Annotated in this window: 9 protein-coding genes and 1 pseudogene; all 10 read left to right on the top strand. The window is 61.4% G+C overall.

Translation table 11 applies throughout. From position 1 onward, the window contains the following. Nucleotides 1-46 precede the first annotated feature (46 nt). Nucleotides 47-3,265 (top strand): DISARM system SNF2-like helicase DrmD, encoded by a 3,219-nt coding sequence (drmD, locus tag DWV11_RS00710; protein WP_245953375.1) that lies wholly within the window; start codon nucleotides 47-49, stop codon nucleotides 3,263-3,265. Continuing rightward, entirely contained in the window at nucleotides 3,255-7,313 is a 4,059-nt protein-coding gene (locus DWV11_RS00705; RefSeq protein ID WP_210725631.1) for an Eco57I restriction-modification methylase domain-containing protein, read from the top strand. Before drmD ends, DWV11_RS00705 begins: the two co-directional genes overlap by 11 nt. Then, nucleotides 7,314-11,051: a DISARM system helicase DrmA gene (drmA, locus tag DWV11_RS00700; protein ID WP_115786917.1), complete on the top strand. Its 3,738-nt coding sequence runs from the start codon at nucleotides 7,314-7,316 to the stop codon at nucleotides 11,049-11,051. Next, a complete protein-coding gene (drmB, locus tag DWV11_RS00695; RefSeq protein WP_115786915.1) occupies nucleotides 11,048-13,132 on the top strand; it encodes a DUF1998 domain-containing protein in 2,085 nt (694 codons plus the stop codon). The genes drmA and drmB overlap by 4 nt, the downstream gene beginning before the upstream one ends. Next, complete coding sequence (gene drmC / locus DWV11_RS00690; RefSeq protein WP_115786913.1) at nucleotides 13,132-13,845, top strand: DISARM system phospholipase D-like protein DrmC; 714 nt, start codon at nucleotides 13,132-13,134, stop codon at nucleotides 13,843-13,845. Before drmB ends, drmC begins: the two co-directional genes overlap by 1 nt. Before the next feature lie 142 nt (nucleotides 13,846-13,987). Beyond that, the gene (locus DWV11_RS00685; RefSeq protein ID WP_115786911.1) at nucleotides 13,988-15,127 is read left to right on the top strand and encodes a DUF262 domain-containing protein; all 1,140 of its coding nucleotides are present in this window, start codon (nucleotides 13,988-13,990) and stop codon (nucleotides 15,125-15,127) included. 2 nt (nucleotides 15,128-15,129) lie between these two features. After that, nucleotides 15,130-15,813 (top strand): HEPN domain-containing protein, encoded by a 684-nt coding sequence (locus DWV11_RS19980; protein WP_168404487.1) that lies wholly within the window; start codon nucleotides 15,130-15,132, stop codon nucleotides 15,811-15,813. 17 nt (nucleotides 15,814-15,830) lie between these two features. Continuing rightward, a pseudogene (gene phnE / locus DWV11_RS00680) lies at nucleotides 15,831-16,424 on the top strand (phosphonate ABC transporter, permease protein PhnE); the annotation flags it as partial. A 73-nt stretch (nucleotides 16,425-16,497) separates the two neighbouring features. Beyond that, nucleotides 16,498-17,286 (top strand): tyrosine-protein phosphatase, encoded by a 789-nt coding sequence (locus DWV11_RS00675; RefSeq protein ID WP_245953373.1) that lies wholly within the window; start codon nucleotides 16,498-16,500, stop codon nucleotides 17,284-17,286. Beyond that, on the top strand, nucleotides 17,279-17,886 hold a 608-nt coding region (locus DWV11_RS00670; protein WP_136017850.1), incomplete at its 3' end, for a TetR/AcrR family transcriptional regulator. The genes DWV11_RS00675 and DWV11_RS00670, both read left to right, overlap by 8 nt.

Below are 17,886 nucleotides of genomic sequence, written 5' to 3'. Positions count from 1 at the left end.
CAGGGCTTGTGTGTATAACTGGTGTTTGAATTACTGAATATCGACCATGGGGGAAGACATGACGGTATCGGCTACAGGCTCGTTTGTCAGTGACGAACTGCCCGAGGTCGGTCAATTGGTCACTGTTCGAGGCTCAAAATGGATCGTCACCGATGTGGCCAGGCAAGCTCTCCAACGATCCAGTGCAGATGATGGCAAAGCCGAGCTCCAGCACGCGGTGTCGCTCCAGTCCATTGAGGAAGAGCACTACGGCCGCGAAATGACGGCCATTTGGCAACTTGAGCCGGGCCGCGGCGTCATCCTCGACCAAGGCCTCCCTCTGGCAGTAGACCCAGGCCATTTCGACGATCCGACGACGTTTGCCGCCTACGTTGATGCCCTCCGTTGGGGTGCCCTGACCTCGGCGGACGCCCGGACGCTGCAGGCCCCGTTCCGCAGCAGCGCAGCCATCGAGGCCTACCAGCTTGAGCCGCTCCGTCGTGCGCTGGAAGCACCTCGAGCAAACCTCCTCCTGGCCGACGATGTCGGGCTTGGCAAAACCGTCGAAGCCGGACTGGTGGTGCAGGAACTGCTGCTCCGCCACCGCGCCCGATCGGTCATCATCGTGTGCCCAGCCGGCCTAGTCATCAAATGGCAGGAGGAGATGCGCGACAAGTTCGGCCTCGGCTTCGAAATCGTCAACTCCAACACCATGCGCGACTTCCGCCGGCGCTTCGGAGTGCACGCAAACCCTTTCGTCCTGTTTCCCCGGGTGATCGTCTCAATGTCGTGGCTACCGTCACCGCGAGCCGAACGCCTCCTCCGGGACGTGTACGCCCGCGCCGACGACAAGCGTGTTGCCGACCGCTACGCATTCGATGTCGTCATCGTGGACGAAGCCCACCACGTTGCCCCGGCCACGCCCTCGCGCGGCGGCAATGACAAGAGCCGCTACGCCGTCGACAGCCAGCGCACGGTATCCGTCCGCGAACTCGCGAGGCGCTGCGAGCACCGGCTCTTCCTCAGCGCTACCCCGCACAACGGTTACACCGAATCGTTCACGGCCCTCATGGAGATGGTCGACCCGCAGCGGTTCGCCCGCGGCGCCGATCTCGATCCCAAGGCGCTGCGCGAAGTTGCCGTTCGCCGGCTCAAGAAAGACCTTCCTGATGAAGGCTTCCAGCTGCGCGAAGTGCACGCCCTGCTGTTCCTGCCCTCCGACGACGAGTCTGAGGCCTACGACAGATTGATCGCGTTCACCAAGCGGCGCAACGCTGCTGTAAAGGCCGAGAAGGGCAAGCGCGCAGCCGATCTCGCGACGCTGATTCTGAAGAAGCGATTCTTCTCCTCCCCGGCAGCATTCGCCTCGACCGCCCAAACGTATCTCGCCACCCGATTGCGTGGAGACGACGACATCGACTTGCCTGACTACGACGAGGTGCTCGGCGACGAAGCCTCCGATGAAGAAGAAGGTCGCCTGGAGCAGCCTGAGCTTGAAGCACTCCGCTTGGCACAGCGCGCACAGGTTCCGCTGACCGGTAAAGATGTCGCGGACCTTGAGTGGCTCATCGACTGGGGATGGCGCTACGCCTCATTGCCTGACACGAAGCTCCAGTCGCTCATCAACCTGATCCGAGGTCAGCTGCTCACTCCCGACGGAACGTGGTTGAACGAACGCCTCGTCATCTTCACCGAGTACGTTTCCACGCTCAACTGGATTCGCGACATCCTCAATGCGTTTGACCTCGGAGGGGACCGTCTTGCGGTGATCGAGGGCTCAACCGATGCCGAAGAGCGCGAACTCATCCGCGTGCGCTTCACCGAGAACCCTTCCAAGGACCCCGTGCGAATTCTGATCGCGACTGACGCCGCAGGTGAGGGCATCGACCTGCAAACACACTGCCACCGCCTGGTCAGCTTCGACATCCCCTTCAACCCCAACCGCCTTGAGCAGCGAATTGGCCGCATCGATCGTTATGGGCAGACCGAACGCCCGCAGATTTACCACCCTGATCCGGAAGACAAGTCGGCTACCTCCTCGAACTACGCCAGGGACACCGACTATCTTGCCCGAGTCGCCCGCAAAATCTCTCGTGTGCAGGAAGACCTCGGGTCCGCGGGCGACATCATCGATCCGGATATCCAGCGAACGCTCGGCTACGGAAACCTACCCGCCCGACCGAAACTAGTCAAGGGCTCCGGCGAGCAGATCATTCAGACTGCCATGCAAGGCGAACACAGTCTCCGCCGTGAACTAACTTCCCTTGCCGACAGGCTTGAAAGTTCCCGTGACCGCCTTCACCTGCATGACCGCAATCTGCGCCGCGTCCTGGAGACCGGGCTGCGGGTGTCAGGTCAGCCCGGCCTCATTGGTGTGGTCGACGACGACGAACAGGCCGATCTCTACGCCCTGCCCTCAGGGCTCGACCGCACCTGGACGCCGGGGCTGGAGGGGCTGCGCACTCGCCTCCGCCCCGATAAGCCACGCCCCATCACGTTCGACGGTGAAGAGGCGAAGGGTCGTACCGACATCGTCTACACTCACTTGGGACACCCGCTCATCCAGCGCGCCGCACGCGAACTTCGCGGCCAGATCTGGACCCGCTCAAACTACATCCATGGCGTGAGCGCCGTGGTAGTCGACGGGCTGGAACAGTCGTTCGTCGCCGGCGTCGCACGCTTGGTCGTGGTCGGCGACGGCGGCACTCGCCTCCATGAGGAAGTGTTCCTTGCCGGCACCCGGCTCACTCGACGCCAGGAACTCGGCGTCGAACGCTCGGAGGATCTTCTGGTCACAGCTCTAGACGCCGAGAAGTTGACTTCACCCGCCCCTGGCGTGCTCGCCGGACTAGCCGATGTTTGGAACGCAGAGGGCGCCGACGACGGCGGCATTCGCCAGCGCGTCGCCGACGCCGTCGCCTCCCGGGCTCAGAGGCTGCGCAGCGGGATTGAGCAGGACCTTGTCAAGCGCAAGACCGCCGAACTCGAACGTGTGAACGAGGTTTTCGCCCGGTTCCGCCAGACATTGGCGGGCACGCTCGACAACGCCGAAGAGCGCAAACGCGAGCTTGAGGACATGCTGTTCCACGAGGAGCAGCGCCAGCGCGAGAAGGACTTGATAAAAATCAGAAGACGTCTCGACGCCCTCGCCGAGGAGCAGCGCGATGAGCGGGACGCCGTGTCCAGGCGCTACGCCAATCTGCAACCGCACACATTCGTCGCCGCGGTCGTGTTCGCACTGAGCCCGGCCGATGCTGAGAGACTGGGGAAGAACGATGGCAACTAAGGACCCTTGGGAGTGGCTGTCCCTCGTCGACGTTGATGGGCCGTTCCTTTCGCGCGCTGCCCTCAAATCGGTGTTCCCCAACGGACTTGACCGGCCGTACAACGCCATTGACGACGTCAACAGCACGTTCGTGTACGAACACACCCTGTGGTCGAAGGCGTGGACCGCGCGGCAAGGTAAATCAGACCCCGCTGATGATCTTGCCTGGCGCGACCGCTGGGTGACCACTGTCCTACGCGATCTGCTGCAGTGGGATGAACACCTCGACGCGCACCCGGACCCGATGATCATCGCCAGTTCGCCTGATGGGGACGTGTCCGTACGCCCGTGGGCCTTGCTAGACGCGGGAGACGGCCCGGCGGCGCTGGTCGTAGTCGTTGATCCGACCGACGATCTCCGGCGAACCGGTGCCGATGGCTGGGCCGCTGACGCAATCGACCGAACTGCTGCCCTCCTGCGCGAGGGGCAGATTAGCATCGGGCTCGTCACTGACGGCCGCTGGTGGGGCATAGTCTCCGCCGTCCGCGACGTCACTACGGCGAGCGGCGTCTTCGATTCGCTCATATGGCGTGAGGAACGGGACAGCCGGGACGCGTTCCTCGCCCTCGCCGGGCTGGTCTCGCTCGCTGGCGGCGCCACCGAGAAGCGACTGCCGAAGTTGTTCGAGCTCAGCGTCGCCAGTGCCGAGGCAATCACCGAGGCCCTGGGCGACCAAGTCCGGCGTGCGGTCGAGCTCGTCCTCCAGGCGATGTCCGAGTCGCACTTGCGGGCCGTCGCAAACAGAGAGGGGTCTCCTCTGCCGGACGACAGCAAGCAGGTGTACGAAGCGGCAGTGTCCGTGTTGATGCGCGTCGTCTTTCTCCTCTTCGCCGAGGAACGCGCCCTGCTGCCGCAGCATCAAATGTACCGCGACTCCTACGCCATTTCCGGAGTTCGCGTTGACTTGGAACATCGAGCGCAGAACGACAGCGAGGAAGCCCTCGACCACACCTGGGAGACCTGGCACCGCCTACTCGCCGCCAGCGCTGCTATCTTCTCGGGTGCCACGTTCGAAGACACTCGGATGCCGGCGTACGGTGGATCGCTGTTCGACCCGGCCCGCTTCCCATGGCTACGCACGACCAACGCGCAAGGGCAGCTCTCCGTCCGCGTCTCCGACCGGGTCATGCTCCAAGTCCTCAAAGCCGTGCAGATCGCACATGTGGGCGGCGAAGCCCGCCAGCTTTCGTTCCGCGACCTCGACGTCGAACAGATCGGCTATGTCTACGAGGGTTTGCTCGGGTATTCCGCCGAATACACCCAAGACGTCGTCGTCGGGCTCCATGGCAAGAGCGGGTACGAGCCTGAAATCGCTTTGAACGAGCTGTGTAAGATCGCCGATGCTGCTACGAGCGGAGCAGACTTTGCTAATAAATTGATCGCATATCTGAAGGAAAAACAGCCGAATTCGAAACCGGCAACATTACGACAAATCGCGAAAGCTTACGATGTGGACGATGCAACGAAGGCCGCCGACGCCCGCACCCGCCTTGGCTTCGTGCTGCTTGGCCGCACCGAGTTTGTCGACCAGCTCGCGCCGCTACACGCTCTAATCCGGAACGATCTTCGAGAGTTCCCGTACGTCGTCCCCGAGGGCGGTCTCGTGATGACTGAGTCCCCGCAACGAGCCAATACGGGCACGCACTACACCCCGCGGTCGCTGGCAGAAGAAGTGGTACTCCATGCGCTCGAACCCATCGTCTTCTCGCCGGGTCCCCTCGACACCGAGAACCGGGACGACTGGGTCCTGAGGAGCTCCACTGAGATCCTCAACCTCAAGGTTGCGGACATCGCCGTCGGTTCCGGCGCCTTTCTGGTTGCCGCGGCACGTTACCTCGCAGACCGCCTCATTGAAGCCCTCTCAAAGGAGGGGCTGAGCGAAGCCGCCAACGAAGACGCAAAGCGGTGGGCCACCCGGGAAGTGGTTGCCCGTTGCCTGTACGGCGCCGACATCAACGGCATGGCCGTCGAGATGTGCAAGCTCTCTTTGTGGCTAGTTTCGATGGACCCCGGCAAGCCATTTTCCTTCGTTGATGACCGGGTGTTCCACGGCAACTCACTGCTCGGGGTCACCACCGAACGGCAGCTCCGTGCCCAGCATATCGACCCTAGCCACAGCCGAGTCCTCCAGAGAAAGCTCCTTCAACTCGATGTTGACAGCGATCTCGCCCGTGCTTCCCAACTTCGTCGCGAGCTCTCCAGCGGCCAGGTCGACGACGCCGATCGAATGCGCTCCACCAGAGCTAAGCGGAAGCTCCTTGACGAGTCGCGCAAGTTGACCACTCGGCTGCGTGATGTCGCCGATGGCATAATCGCGGCGGGACTCCGTGCAGGGGGCAAACCGGCCAAGGCGTTTGAGGCAAGCTATGGTGAGCTCGCGGATGCGCTTTTCGCTGCCTTCCCCCAAGGGGGTGGTGAGGGTGACCGCAGAGGACTTGACGCGATTCTTTCGGCGGGCCTGACTCCCACAGTGGATACCGGCGAAGCCCGTTGGAAGCCTCTTCATTGGGTGATCGAAGCGCCGGACGTAGTGGTGGACAACGGCGGATTCGACGCGATCATTGGCAATCCTCCCTTCCTCGGCGGAAAGAAGATCTCGTCGAGTTCCGGCGTCAACTATAGAGACTGGCTTGTGCGGATCTTGGCGAGCGGGGCAACGGGAAGTGCCGACCTGGTTGCATACTTCCTGCTTCGCGCCCATGAGCTGCTCAATTCCGATGACGGTCAAATGGGACTGATTGCGACCAATACGGTGGCACAGGGCGATACCCGCGAAGTAGGTATCGATCGCCTCCTCGTTCATGGCTTGGTGCTCCGGCGGAGTATCCAAAGCTCACCATGGCCTGCAAAGTCGGCGAACTTGGAGTATGCGGCCATTTGGGGAACAAATCGTCCCCTCAGCGAAGCCGTGCTTCCGGTTGCAGATGGCCTGAAGGTGGATGCAATATCCTCCCTGCTGGAACCGAGATCGAGGACTTCTGGCGCACCCGTTGCAATCCAGGCAAATCGACATCTTGCATTCGTAGGGTCGTACGTACTGGGAAGTGGATTCGTTCTAAAAGCCGAAGAAGCGGAGAGCCTTCTTGAGGTATCGCCGTTAAATGCGCAAGTAATACATCCCTACATGAATGGTGAGGACTTAAATTCTCGGCCCTCGGCGGACGCCAGTCGCTGGGTGGTGAACTTCTTTGACTGGCCAATTGAGCGTGCCCAAGCCTTTGGACCCGTATTCGATCACGTGGAGAGGACAGTCCGACCCGAAAGGCAAAGAACGAAACCGGATGGCGAGTATGCGCTTCGCAAGCCACTTCCCGACCGCTGGTGGCAGTACGCCGACAAGAGACCTGGCCTCTATAAAGCAATCAAAGAACTCGACTACGTGGCAGCGATCGCACTCGTGAGTAAGACCGTTATGCCGATGCGCGTGAACGCGAGACAAGTGTTCAGTCACGCGCTTGGCGTATTTGCCACTGACGATTTTGCCGATTTTGCGTTCCTATCCTCGATGCCACATCAGACTTGGGCAATCACCTATGGATCGACGCTTGAAACGCGGGTCAGATATACGCCGTCGGATGTCTTTGAGACGCTACCCCGCCCACAACCGACCGACCGGATGCGCCATCTAGGCGAGGCGCTGGATTCTGAACGCCGCGAGGTGATGCTCCGCCGTGAGCTGGGGCTTACTGCCCTGTACAACCTTGTCAACGATCCGAAAGTGACGATTGATCCCGATGTCGCCCGGATCCGCGAGATCCACATCCAAATCGACGTTGCGGTAATGGAGGCGTATGGCTGGACCGACATTCCACTCGATCATGGCTTCCACACCTATCGGCAAATGGAGCGCTTCACGGTGAGTCCGAAAGCGCGCGTCGAGATCCTCGACCGGCTGCTGGAGGAGAACCATCGCCGGGTGTCACTTGAGGCGCAGAACAACGGCCGAGTGCTCACCAACCCGGACCTCGACCTTGATCCGGAGACCGCCCCAGAAGGAGCGATGTTCTAAATGACCACCGAAACAATTCCGTCGCAATCGGCTAGCTCTGCACAGGTTCGCGACGAGCTCATAGACCTTTTGCAGCGCGATCTGATCGGGCCTTGGGGCGAGCCGGATGAGTCGGTCAATGGCACGCCGCGTGCTCGCTATCTTGTCGGAGCCCTGGCGCCAGTCGCTATCGGCGACGACGACCCACTCCCGCAAGCAAAAGCCCAGCCGGACGTACACAGCCCTAACGACTTCCGGGACTCAGACGTCCTGGCTGTCCAAGACGCCGATGCGAGGCGAGATGTACAGGGCGTGTTGGAAGAGCCTGACGAGTCCATCACCGATGCTGGAGGTGCCGAAGCCGACGAAGACCGCGGTCCGGAATCCAAGCTCATCGCACCGTCGTCGATGGGCCTCCGCTTCAAGGTCGGCCCCGACGTTGGCAACCTCGTTTTCACAGCACGGTGGGGTCAATACGCGCCCCGCCGGGAGGCCGACGAGGACGGCCGCACGCAGACTTTCTACGACCGGACCGACCACGTTGTGCCGCGGATGATCGACATCGCGGCAATCGGCGCCGGGCAAACGCATACCGAAGTGATCATCGAGGGCCACGTCGCGATCTCGGTCGAAGTCTTCGAGCACGACGGGCTGCGGGTAGTAGAGGCCGCCCTCCAGAACACAAAGGTCACCGGTAAAGAGCTCCCGCCCAAGGTCTGGCTGTTCCAGACCCAGCTGGAAGTCAGCACCGAAGACGGAACCGCAGTGTTCCGGCCCACCCGCGACGCGCTTGAGCGGGCACGCGACTTCGGCGACCCCGAGGTGCTGCAGCTCGATCTCTTGTACCGCGATCGCCTTGAGTTCGCCGTCGGCCGCACGGCATCCGCCTCCTGGACCCTGCCGGATCCACAGTCCCGCACGGCCACTGCGGTGCGTACGACCTGGCTGCCCACGGCCGAGGTCCCGCAAACCCTTGCACCAACTATCAAGGGGGCCGAGATGAGCATGCGGCTGCTCACGGAGGCGTCTCCTGATCAGCTTGGGCAATACCTAACACCTTTGCTCGACGGCTACGAGCACTGGCTCCATGAGCGACGCCTCGACGCCGCGGCTCTGCCCGAGCACCTCCTGAAAGTCGCTGAAACCGGAATTCAGGACGGCGAGGATGCGCTGAAGCGCTTGCGCGCTGGCCTCAGTCTGCTGACGAATACTGATCCGAAAGCCCATGCAAGCGAACAGGCTCGAAAAGCCTTTGCCTTCATGAACCGCACGATGCGCGATCAGCGTCTCCGATCCCAGATAGCCGCGCTCAGGAATGCGGACCGCACTTTGCCGGTAAAGGATGCGACGGCTGCGATCGATGCAAAGGGTGATAGCGCGGCTTCATGGCGTGCCTTCCAGCTCGCGTTCATCCTGATGCAACTGCCGTCGATCGTCGACCCGACGGTGCCTCGGCGGTCCGGCGACTTGCCCCGCGCGGAGTTGCTGTTCTTCCCCACCGGTGGTGGCAAGACCGAGGCCTATCTGGGGCTCGCGGCATTCACATTCGGCATCCGCCGCCTCCAAGGCGTCATCGAGACGCCCGGCGGCCTGATTGACGGCCGCGACGGTGTCGCCGTGCTGATGCGGTACACGCTCCGCCTGCTCACCTCTCAGCAGTTCCTGCGTGCCACCACGCTCATGTGCGCCGCCGAGGTAGTGCGGCGTGAAGACCCGGCGACGTGGGGCCAGGAACCGTTCCGCATCGGCCTTTGGGTAGGCTCAAGCGTCAGCCCGAAACGCTTTGCTGAGGCGGAGCAACAGGTGCGCGACGTACGTAATGACGACGGCAACTCCGCCTATGGACTCACGGTGCTCCAGTTCAGCAGCTGTCCCTGGTGCGGAACGCCAATTAACCCCAAAGCGGATGTCGTTGCCGTGAAAACGACCCAGCGCATCCATGTCTACTGCGGGGACAAGCTCGGGCGGTGCCCGTTCTCGGCGGGTGGCAGTGCGATAGACGGTCTTCCCGTGTTGACCGTCGACGATGAGATCTACCGCAATCCACCGACCTTCCTACTGGCGACCGTCGACAAGTTCGCGAGACTGGCCCGCGAGGGTGAGGCGGCGAGCCTGTTTGGCTACGTGTCTCAACGGTGCGAACGGCACGGCTACAAGCACCCCGACACAGTGACCTCTGTATGCGGAGCTAGCGGTCACACCTCAAAATCGGAAGGCGGGAGAACCTATCCAAAGGCCATCGTGAAGGGTGTGGACCGGCTGCGTCCGCCGGACCTCATCATCCAGGACGAACTCCACCTCATCACCGGCGCGCTCGGCACTGCAGTGGGATTGTTCGAAGGAGCAATAGACACGCTTTCAACGTGGGAGTATGGCACTGCCGACAGCCCCGCGCTAGTGAAGCCCCTGGTTATCGCCTCCACCGCGACCGTGAGGAACGCCCGCGATCAGGTGATGAAGCTCTATGCACGCCAGGTGCAGATCTTCCCACCCCAGGTCCTATCAGTGACAGACACCTTCTTCTCGAAGGAAGTCACGATCAGTGAGAAGGACCCCGGCCGGCGTTACGTCGGGGTTTGCGCCCACGGGGCCCGCCTGACCCTGGCGGAGATCCGGGTCAGCGAAATTCTGCTCCTCGCCGGTCAGAAGTTGTTCGACGCCCATGGTGCGGCGGCCGAGCCATACGTGACGCTGGTTGATTACTTCTCCGCCACCCGGGAGCTGGCCGGCATGCGCCGCTATCTCGAAGACGACATCGTCACCCGAACCAGCAACCCCGACAAAGACTCTGGTTACCCCCGGCGGGGGTCCAGTGGGCTGCGGATCGGCGAGTTGACGTCCCGCATCTCGTCAGCGGATATTTCGAAGACGCTAACCACCCTGAGTGTTCCGTTTGACCCGGACCGGGATACGACTGAGGCTAAACGGGAATACGGTGTGCGGGCCGCAGCCGCCAAGAAGGCCGGCCGGAAGCTTCCCCCACGGGATATGCCGTATGACGTGGTCCTCGCTACGTCCATGCTCCAGGTAGGTGTAGATGTGCCGCGGCTTGGGTTGATGCTGGTGGTCGGCCAACCGAAGAACACTGCGGAGTATATTCAGGCGTCTTCGCGCGTTGGTCGTGAAGCCTCCAAACCCGGCCTCGTGGTGACGCTCGCCAACCGGTCCCGGCCGCGGGACATGGCGCACTATGAACAGTTCGAGCACTACCATGACACGTTTTATGCGCACGTCGAAGCACTGTCCGTGACCCCGTTCTCCGACGCCGCTTTGGAGCGTGGCCTGACTGGCGTGCTGGTGTCGGCGGCCCGCGTCGCCGACCAACGGAATGAGCCCTCACTCTCGCCCGAAATCGGGGCTGGGACGATTGTGCAGCGGCGAACGTTCGCCGACACCCTTGTCGGCAGGCTTGTCACACGGGTCAGAATTGCCAGCGGCGGCGACGACGCGGTAGCCGAAGCTGCCAAGAGCAAGCTCATCCTGCGCCTCGACAAGTGGACGGACGAGTCGGACAAGTGGTCAGGCGCCTTGACTTACCAAAAGGACTCCCTGGGCGGTGGGCAGATCGTGTCACCCCTGCTGGTGAGCCCGGAGACAGTGGTTCCCGACGAAGACAGCCGACTTTTTCAAGTGGCCAACTCGATGCGCGAAGTTCAGCCCGAGATCAATCTCCTTGTAACACCGATCGTTGGCAGACTAGCGGAGCCGCTAAGTGCAGCTGCGCCGAAATGGGTCTTCTCGAAGAAGGATGCGAAATGAGTCAAGTCGTAGAGGAAGAAGCATCCAGCGTCGCCGGAGTGGTGGCCAACCCGTTTGGGGAGCTGGAAGCCGTCGGCGCGAAGAACCACAGCCGGGTAGGCTCAGTGCGACCTAGCGCCCTGCTTTATACCTCGGGCATTGGGGCAACGGTGGACATGCCTCACATAGCGGTGATGCCCCAAGGCCTTGACGCTTGGGAGATCGCTTACTCGAAGCAGGGCGGCCCGCAGCTGGTCTTGGTGCCGCGCCTGCTCGCTGCGGTCCGCAAGATGTTGCCTCGTGTCGAAGAGCTGCGGCAACTCCCCTGGGTGCCGGAGAAGGCCCATGAAGGTGGCACTCCCATCGGAATCCCGACCCGCGTATTCCCGCAGTGGCTGCGCTGCACCGGCTGTGACCTGTTGGCACCTATCTCGGAGTCCACCAAGTTCGAGTTCGTGAACACGAGCAAACACCGACCCGACAAGGCGCAGTTCGTGCACAAGTCGTGCAAGGGCCGCCCAAAGAAGGGCCAGAAGCAGGGCACTTTGGAAGCGCGGCCGCGCCTGGCCGTGCCTGCCCGCTACTTGATCGCCTGTACCGACGGACACCTCGACGAGTTCCCTTATGTCGAGTGGGTGCATGGCGCCGACGGCATCCCGGTGAAGTGCAAGGTCGCCAAGCCGGAGATGCGAATGATGGAATGGCGATCCAACCTCGGACCGCAGGTGAAGATCTCTTGCGTGGCCTGCGACGCCTCACGAAACATCGCTGAGCTCACTCGGGCCGGCGGAGAAGAGATGCTTCCCGACTGCCGCGGACGGCACCCACACCTTCCCACGTATGCGCCGGCCGACCATCCGTGTCAGGCGGACGTTAGGCTGATGCTGCTAGGCGCAGCCAACCAGTGGTTCCCCGCCTCGGTGAGCGTGCTCGTGCTGCCTGCACGCAAGCACATTACGCCAGCCGACATAGCCGAGACGGTTAAAGCCCTTCCCCCCACAACTTTTACAAAGGTTACTACCGTCGAGAAATTGACTTCGTGGCGGGAATTCGGCGATTCAAGTGTCACCACAAAGTTCAGCGGGGTCTCAGACGAAGATCTCTGGACAGCCATTCAAGTCGCTCGGGGCAATGCCGCCGAAATCGATGCCCCGGCCACTCCGTCAGGTTTTGACCCGATCAACCTCCTTGAGCCCGAATGGGACACTCTTGTCCATCCCGAGGATTTCGAACGCGAGGACCGCAGGGCCGGCTTCCGCGTCCGTACCGTGAACGTAGCAACCTCCCTGCAGCCGGTACTTTCGGATGTGGTCGCGGTGGAGCGAGTCAAGAAAGCGAACGCTTTCATCGGATTCACACGAATCGATGCCTTGGATCGTGTGGGCGATGCACCCAACCGGATCGCACCACTCGTGCAATCGGGCAACCCCAAGTGGGTTCCAGCTACAGAAGACCGCGGTGAAGGAGTGTTTCTACGGTTTGACGAGAGTGTGATTCGAATGTGGGAGGATGACGTGCTCGATTCTGACGTGTGGAAGGCACATGTCGCAGCACATGAACGAAACATGGGCCGCCGACAAAGCCGCACAGCGGAAAAGATCGATCCGGCCGACCGTATGCCACCGCCGCGATACTGGGCACTGCACACGATGTCTCATGTACTTATCCGTGAAATGGCAATGTCCAGTGGTTACGGCTCGGCATCGCTATCCGAACGTCTCTACGCATGGCGTGAGACCGACGATCGGGAGGCGGCAGCAGGTATTCTGATCGCCACGACATCCCCAGACAGCGAGGGAACTCTCGGGGGATTGGTTGATCTGGCCAGAACGGAGCGGCTCGAAGGTGTATTCCGGGATGCGTTGCTGCGAGCCGAAAGGTGTTCTTCGGACCCTATTTGCGCGCATCGGGTGCCCAGCGGTCAAGAGGATTTCCTCCACGGTGCGGCCTGCCATTTCTGCCTGTTCGTGTCGGAGACGTCCTGCGAGAAGGCCAACCGCTTCCTCGACCGTCGCTTTGCATTGACCCTGAATGCAGGGCCCGAGTACGCGGTTGAAGGTCTGTTTCAGCCAACGCTCGCAAAGTTCGGAGGCCAGGCCTAGTGGCAGACACATTGCTTCAGCTGGCGCGGGCACTGACAGCCTCACAAGCGACGAGCATTGCCGCATCATTGGAAATCGACGGGCGTCTGGACCGGGCAGCGTCGTTCTTGCCGAACTCGTCACATTCTGCGGTCGGGTTCCTAGCAAAAGCCTTCTCATTGCTCGGTGACCCAGCGCTCCTGGCGTCAGTGCTAAGGGGATTTGCGGCTGCGGCGGAGCGAGCGCCCTCTCCGCCGCGCCCTGTCTGGAGCGGTCCGAGCTTCTCGGGTGATGGCGACCACACAACAGCAGCTGTCGCACACCTGATCGATGAAGCGAAGGAGGACATTCTCGCCTCGACTTACTCGGCGTCGATGGGCTCCCCTTTTGTCAAGGCTCTATGGCGGGCAATCGCCAGAGGTGTCTCTGTCACTCTCGTGGTTGAGGCGGCAAAGATGAATGACACAACTGCGAAGCTCCAGGCCGTTCTTGAAGGTGCCTGTTTCCTAGCGTATGTCCCTCCTGAAGGCCAGTACGGCGTCCAACATTCAAAAGTCGTCATAGTGGACTCGACCCTGGCACTCGTTACCAGCGCAAACCTCAGCGCTGCCGCAGCCAACCTAAACCTGGAAGCAGGCGTTCTCATCCAGGATCCAGGATTCGCTTCGAAAATACGTCAGCGGTACAAGGCTTTAGAGGGTATCGGTCGTCTACAGAGGGTACCTAAAGCATAAGGTTCCGGCAGCAGCTACATCTTCACCGTAGGACTGTACGTCACGTCCGCTACCATCGTCAGAACTGGGTATTTTCGGACTGACATCCAGGAATTCTGCGCTTCTGCGTCCCAGGTTTGTTTCCGTCCGATATATTTGCAGAATGGCTGATTCCCAAAAGAGTGAAACACTTTCGTTGGATGTCGACGAGTCCGATGTTGCGAAAGATGTCAGAACCGATGCGACGGTCACCTGGAGCACCGACTGGACCGTTGAGACGTTGGTCGGCCAACTCCAACGCGGCCGATTCGACCTTGAGCCAGCCTTTCAGCGCCGCGATGTCTGGAGCGACATCAAGAGGTCCCGATTCATAGAGAGCCTCCTTCTGGGAATACCAATCCCTCAAATAATATTGGCAGAACAGAAGAACTCGCGAGGAAAGTTCATAGTTCTGGATGGAAAACAAAGACTGCGCAGTCTGCAAATATTTGCCGGAATCGACAGTAACCCCATGAAGCTATCGGGACTTCAGATCCTCACCCATCTGAATGGAATTACTTTTGAAGATATGCGCAGCAACCCCAACCTAGACGTCCATGCAGCCGCCCTAGAAAATCAAGTCATTCGCAGTGTCGTTCTTAGAGACTGGGAAAATGAAGCGTTACTATATTTGACTTTCCTTCGACTTAATTCGAACGTTGTCGGCTTATCTCCACAAGAGCTTCGAAGGGCTCTTCACCCTGGACCCTTCATGAATTTCATTATGGAGTGTTCAGCCGAAAGCGCGGCCATCCGCTCATTCCTCGGCGGAAAGGGTCCCGACTTCCGAATGCGAGATGCAGAGATGCTGATTCGACACATCGCATTATCGATGAGGATGCATGAGTACCGAGGCAATCTCCGCACTTTCCTTGACGAAACATGCGAATTTCTTAACAGGCACTGGGCAAGCCACGAAATTCAGGTAAGACAGTTGGCAACTGGTCTCGACCAAGGAATTGATCTTACTTTTCACGTCTTTGGCAAAAACGCGTTCAAGAGGTTTACGAAGCGGGGGTATGAAAGTCGACGAAACAGGGCAGTTCTAGACATCATGGCTTTTCATTTCCAGGATGGCAGGTTCGTAGATCTGGCCTACTCTAGGCCGGCAGAAGTTCGTCACCTTTTTGAAACGCTTTGCCTAAATAATGAGGAATTCTCCCTTTCTCTCACGGCGACAACGAAATCTATTGAAGCGGTTCGTACCCGTTTCAGCGCCTGGGGCATGGCCCTAGACCAATTGATGACAGCGTCCGGTGAGTAGCCTTGTCTAGAAGGATCCTGCTTAAGGCGAGCCTTGCCAACGAGATTTTGGCTATCCGCCGCCTTTACCTAACGCCGCGCCGCCCAGTGCCTCGAGACAAGGATCTCGTCTTCGGAGACACCTATCTTGTCGCCGCCCACGCGGCTTTGGAGTCATACTTTGAAGAGCTATCTCGCCGAGTCCTGATCTCGGCTCTCTGGAAATACCAGCGGCTCGGCCAAGTCAATACCGTCCTTGAGACCGTGCTCAAGGTGCATCACGGCATTCAAATTGGAGCCCTCCCTCGACGGCCCTTTTCGTTCAGATCCCTAGACGAGGAGATAAAGGAGGCCGCTGACTGGTACGTCCAAAGGATAGGGTCAAATAACGGCATCAAGAGTTCAAACCTATATGGCTTACTATTGCCTCTGGGATTTAACGAGGCTGATTTCGACACACTATGGCTTGCAAACATGGATTCTTTTGGAGGCCATCGTGGGGACATCGCACATGGCCGATCCGTTAACGGCAGGCAGTCCGCCCCGCTGACGCTCAATCGTTCAGGCACGAGTATTTCGATCAATCTGCTTCCTCAGGCGCAGGCAAGGTCCCGCGTCCGAAACCCGTGCTGGGAGGTGGACAGGACACTTAATCAGATCTTGCCTGAGGCGTATGACTGGGACAATAAGTGTCTTAGCCTTCTGTAACCACCTTCGACAAGTTCGATATCATCGTCAAACTCCTGGTCGAGACCCTGCAGATGGCTGTGGTGGGCACCGTGCTCGGCGCCCTGGCCTCGCTGCTGCTAAGCTTCGGCGCGGCCAGCAACATTGCCCCGCGCTGGGTCTACACCGCGTGCCGCTGGGTGCTGAACGTGCTGCGCTCCATCCCGGACCTCATCTTCGCCCTGATGTTCGTCTCCGCCGTGGGCCTGGGACCGTTCGCCGGCATCCTGGCGATCGTGCTGGGCTCGGTGGGCTCGATCGGCAAGGTCTACGCGGAGGCCATGGAATCCGTGCAGCCCGGACCGGTGGAGGCGCTCGCCGCGGTGGGCGCGAACAAGCGGCAGATCGTGGCCTACGCGGTGCTCCCGCAGGCCGCTCCCCTGCTGGTCAGCTACACGCTGCTCCTGTTCGAAGGCAACGTCCGCGGCGCCACCATCCTGGGCCTGGTGGGTGCGGGCGGCATCGGCCTGGAACTCACCACCGCCATGCGCATGTACGACTACGGCCACCTCTGCGCCATCATCATCAGCATCATCGTGCTGGTGACCCTCATCGACCGGGCCAGCGCCTTCATCCGCGCCAAGCTCAGTTAGGAACCATTCTTTTGGAAACACTCGACCGGGCCAGCGCCTTCATCCGCGCCAAGCTCAGTTAGGAACCATTCTTTTGGAAACACTCGATCTTGCTCCCGTGAACCTCCGCGACCTTGGCGGCCTGCCGGTTGACGGCGGCGTGACCCGCAGCGGCGTGCTGCTGCGCAGCGGCGTGCTGCTGCGCAGCGACGACGTCTCCGTGATGCCGGCGGACTTCGCCCGGCAGATGGTCGACGACGGCGTCCGGCAGGTCATCGACCTCCGCTCGGCTGAGGAGGCGCTCTTCACGGGCCGTGGTCCCCTGACGGTGCCGGGCGTCAACTACCACCACCTTCCGCTGACGGCCTCCGTGTCGATGCCCGAGGACATCGACCGCGAGCTCATGTCCGCCTCCGTCACCCCGGAGCAGGTGGGCGCCTGGTACGCAGGCCTCGTGGAGAACCAGGCCCGGCAGCTCGCGCTGGGACTCACGGTGGTCGCCATGGGCGAGGGCGCCACGGTGTTCCACTGCGCCGCCGGCAAGGACCGCACCGGGGTGTTCGCCGCCGTCGTGCTCTCAGCCCTGGGTGCCTCCCCGGAAACGATCTCCGCGGACTACGCCGCAACCGCCGCCCGGCTGCCGCAGCTGTTCCCGCGGCTGCGGGCGATCATGGGCGGGCTGCTGCCGGAGGTCATGCCGTCCGACGCCGTGCCTGGCGGCGGTATTCTCGGGGCGATGATGGGCGCGCACGCGGCGTCGATGGACGCCATGCAGTCGGTCCTGGTCCAGCGGCACGGCAGCGTGCTGGAGCCGGTCCGCCAAGCCGGGCTGAGCGACCGGCTCATCGAGGAACTACGTGGCAAGCTGGTGGCCGATGACTGACGCGATGCGCGCCCCCGGCCGGCCGAGGGATACAACCCTGGCGGCCTCGGTCCTCTCCGCCACCGTGGACCTGCTCCTGGAGCGCGACACCCGGGAGGTCACCATAACCGCCATCACCGAGCGCTCGGGCGTGAGCCGGGCGGCGATCTACCGGCGCTGGCCCAGCCGCGAGGAACTGATCGCCGCCGCGCTGGACAGCGTGCGCAGCGGAGTGGAGGTCACGCCGTCGGGCAGTTGCCTGGACACGATCCTCAACGCCTACGACCAGGGCTCCGCGGTGGTGGACGGCCGGGTGGGCACGCTGATCAAGAAGCGCGTGGCCCTGGGCCTGGAGAACGAGAAACTGCGGGCGCTGTCCTGGGAGCGGCACGTCTCGCGGCGCCGGGAGCCCGTGGCGGCGGAGATCCGGCGCGGCATGGAGACCGGCGAGATCGATCCCGGCGTGGACGTGGAGGCCATGATCGACCTCATCAACGGCATGTACTACTACCAGCTGGTGGTGCGTTCGGCTGCGTCCGACCTGACTTGGCTCATTTCCTTAGTGCGTGACTTTTGGTCCGATGATCGCGTCGACGATGGCTTGCTGTTCGGCGGAAATGT

This window comes from Arthrobacter silvisoli, assembly GCF_003369445.1.
GTDB classification, from domain to species: Bacteria; Actinomycetota; Actinomycetes; order Actinomycetales; family Micrococcaceae; genus Arthrobacter; species Arthrobacter silvisoli.
Note: the sequence above shows the minus strand (reverse complement) of the source record. Positions and strands in the feature narration are given on the sequence as shown.

What these genes read in the sequence shown, in the direction of transcription:
- DWV11_RS00705 (WP_210725631.1), top strand. Translation starts at nt 3,255, where the DNA reads ATGGCAACTAAGGACCCTTGGGAGTGGCTGTCCCTCGTCGACGTTGAT.
- drmB (WP_115786915.1), top strand. Translation starts at nt 11,048, where the DNA reads ATGAGTCAAGTCGTAGAGGAAGAAGCATCCAGCGTCGCCGGAGTGGTG.
- drmD (WP_245953375.1), top strand. Translation starts at nt 47, where the DNA reads ATGGGGGAAGACATGACGGTATCGGCTACAGGCTCGTTTGTCAGTGAC.
- DWV11_RS00685 (WP_115786911.1), top strand. Translation starts at nt 13,988, where the DNA reads ATGGCTGATTCCCAAAAGAGTGAAACACTTTCGTTGGATGTCGACGAG.
- drmA (WP_115786917.1), top strand. Translation starts at nt 7,314, where the DNA reads ATGACCACCGAAACAATTCCGTCGCAATCGGCTAGCTCTGCACAGGTT.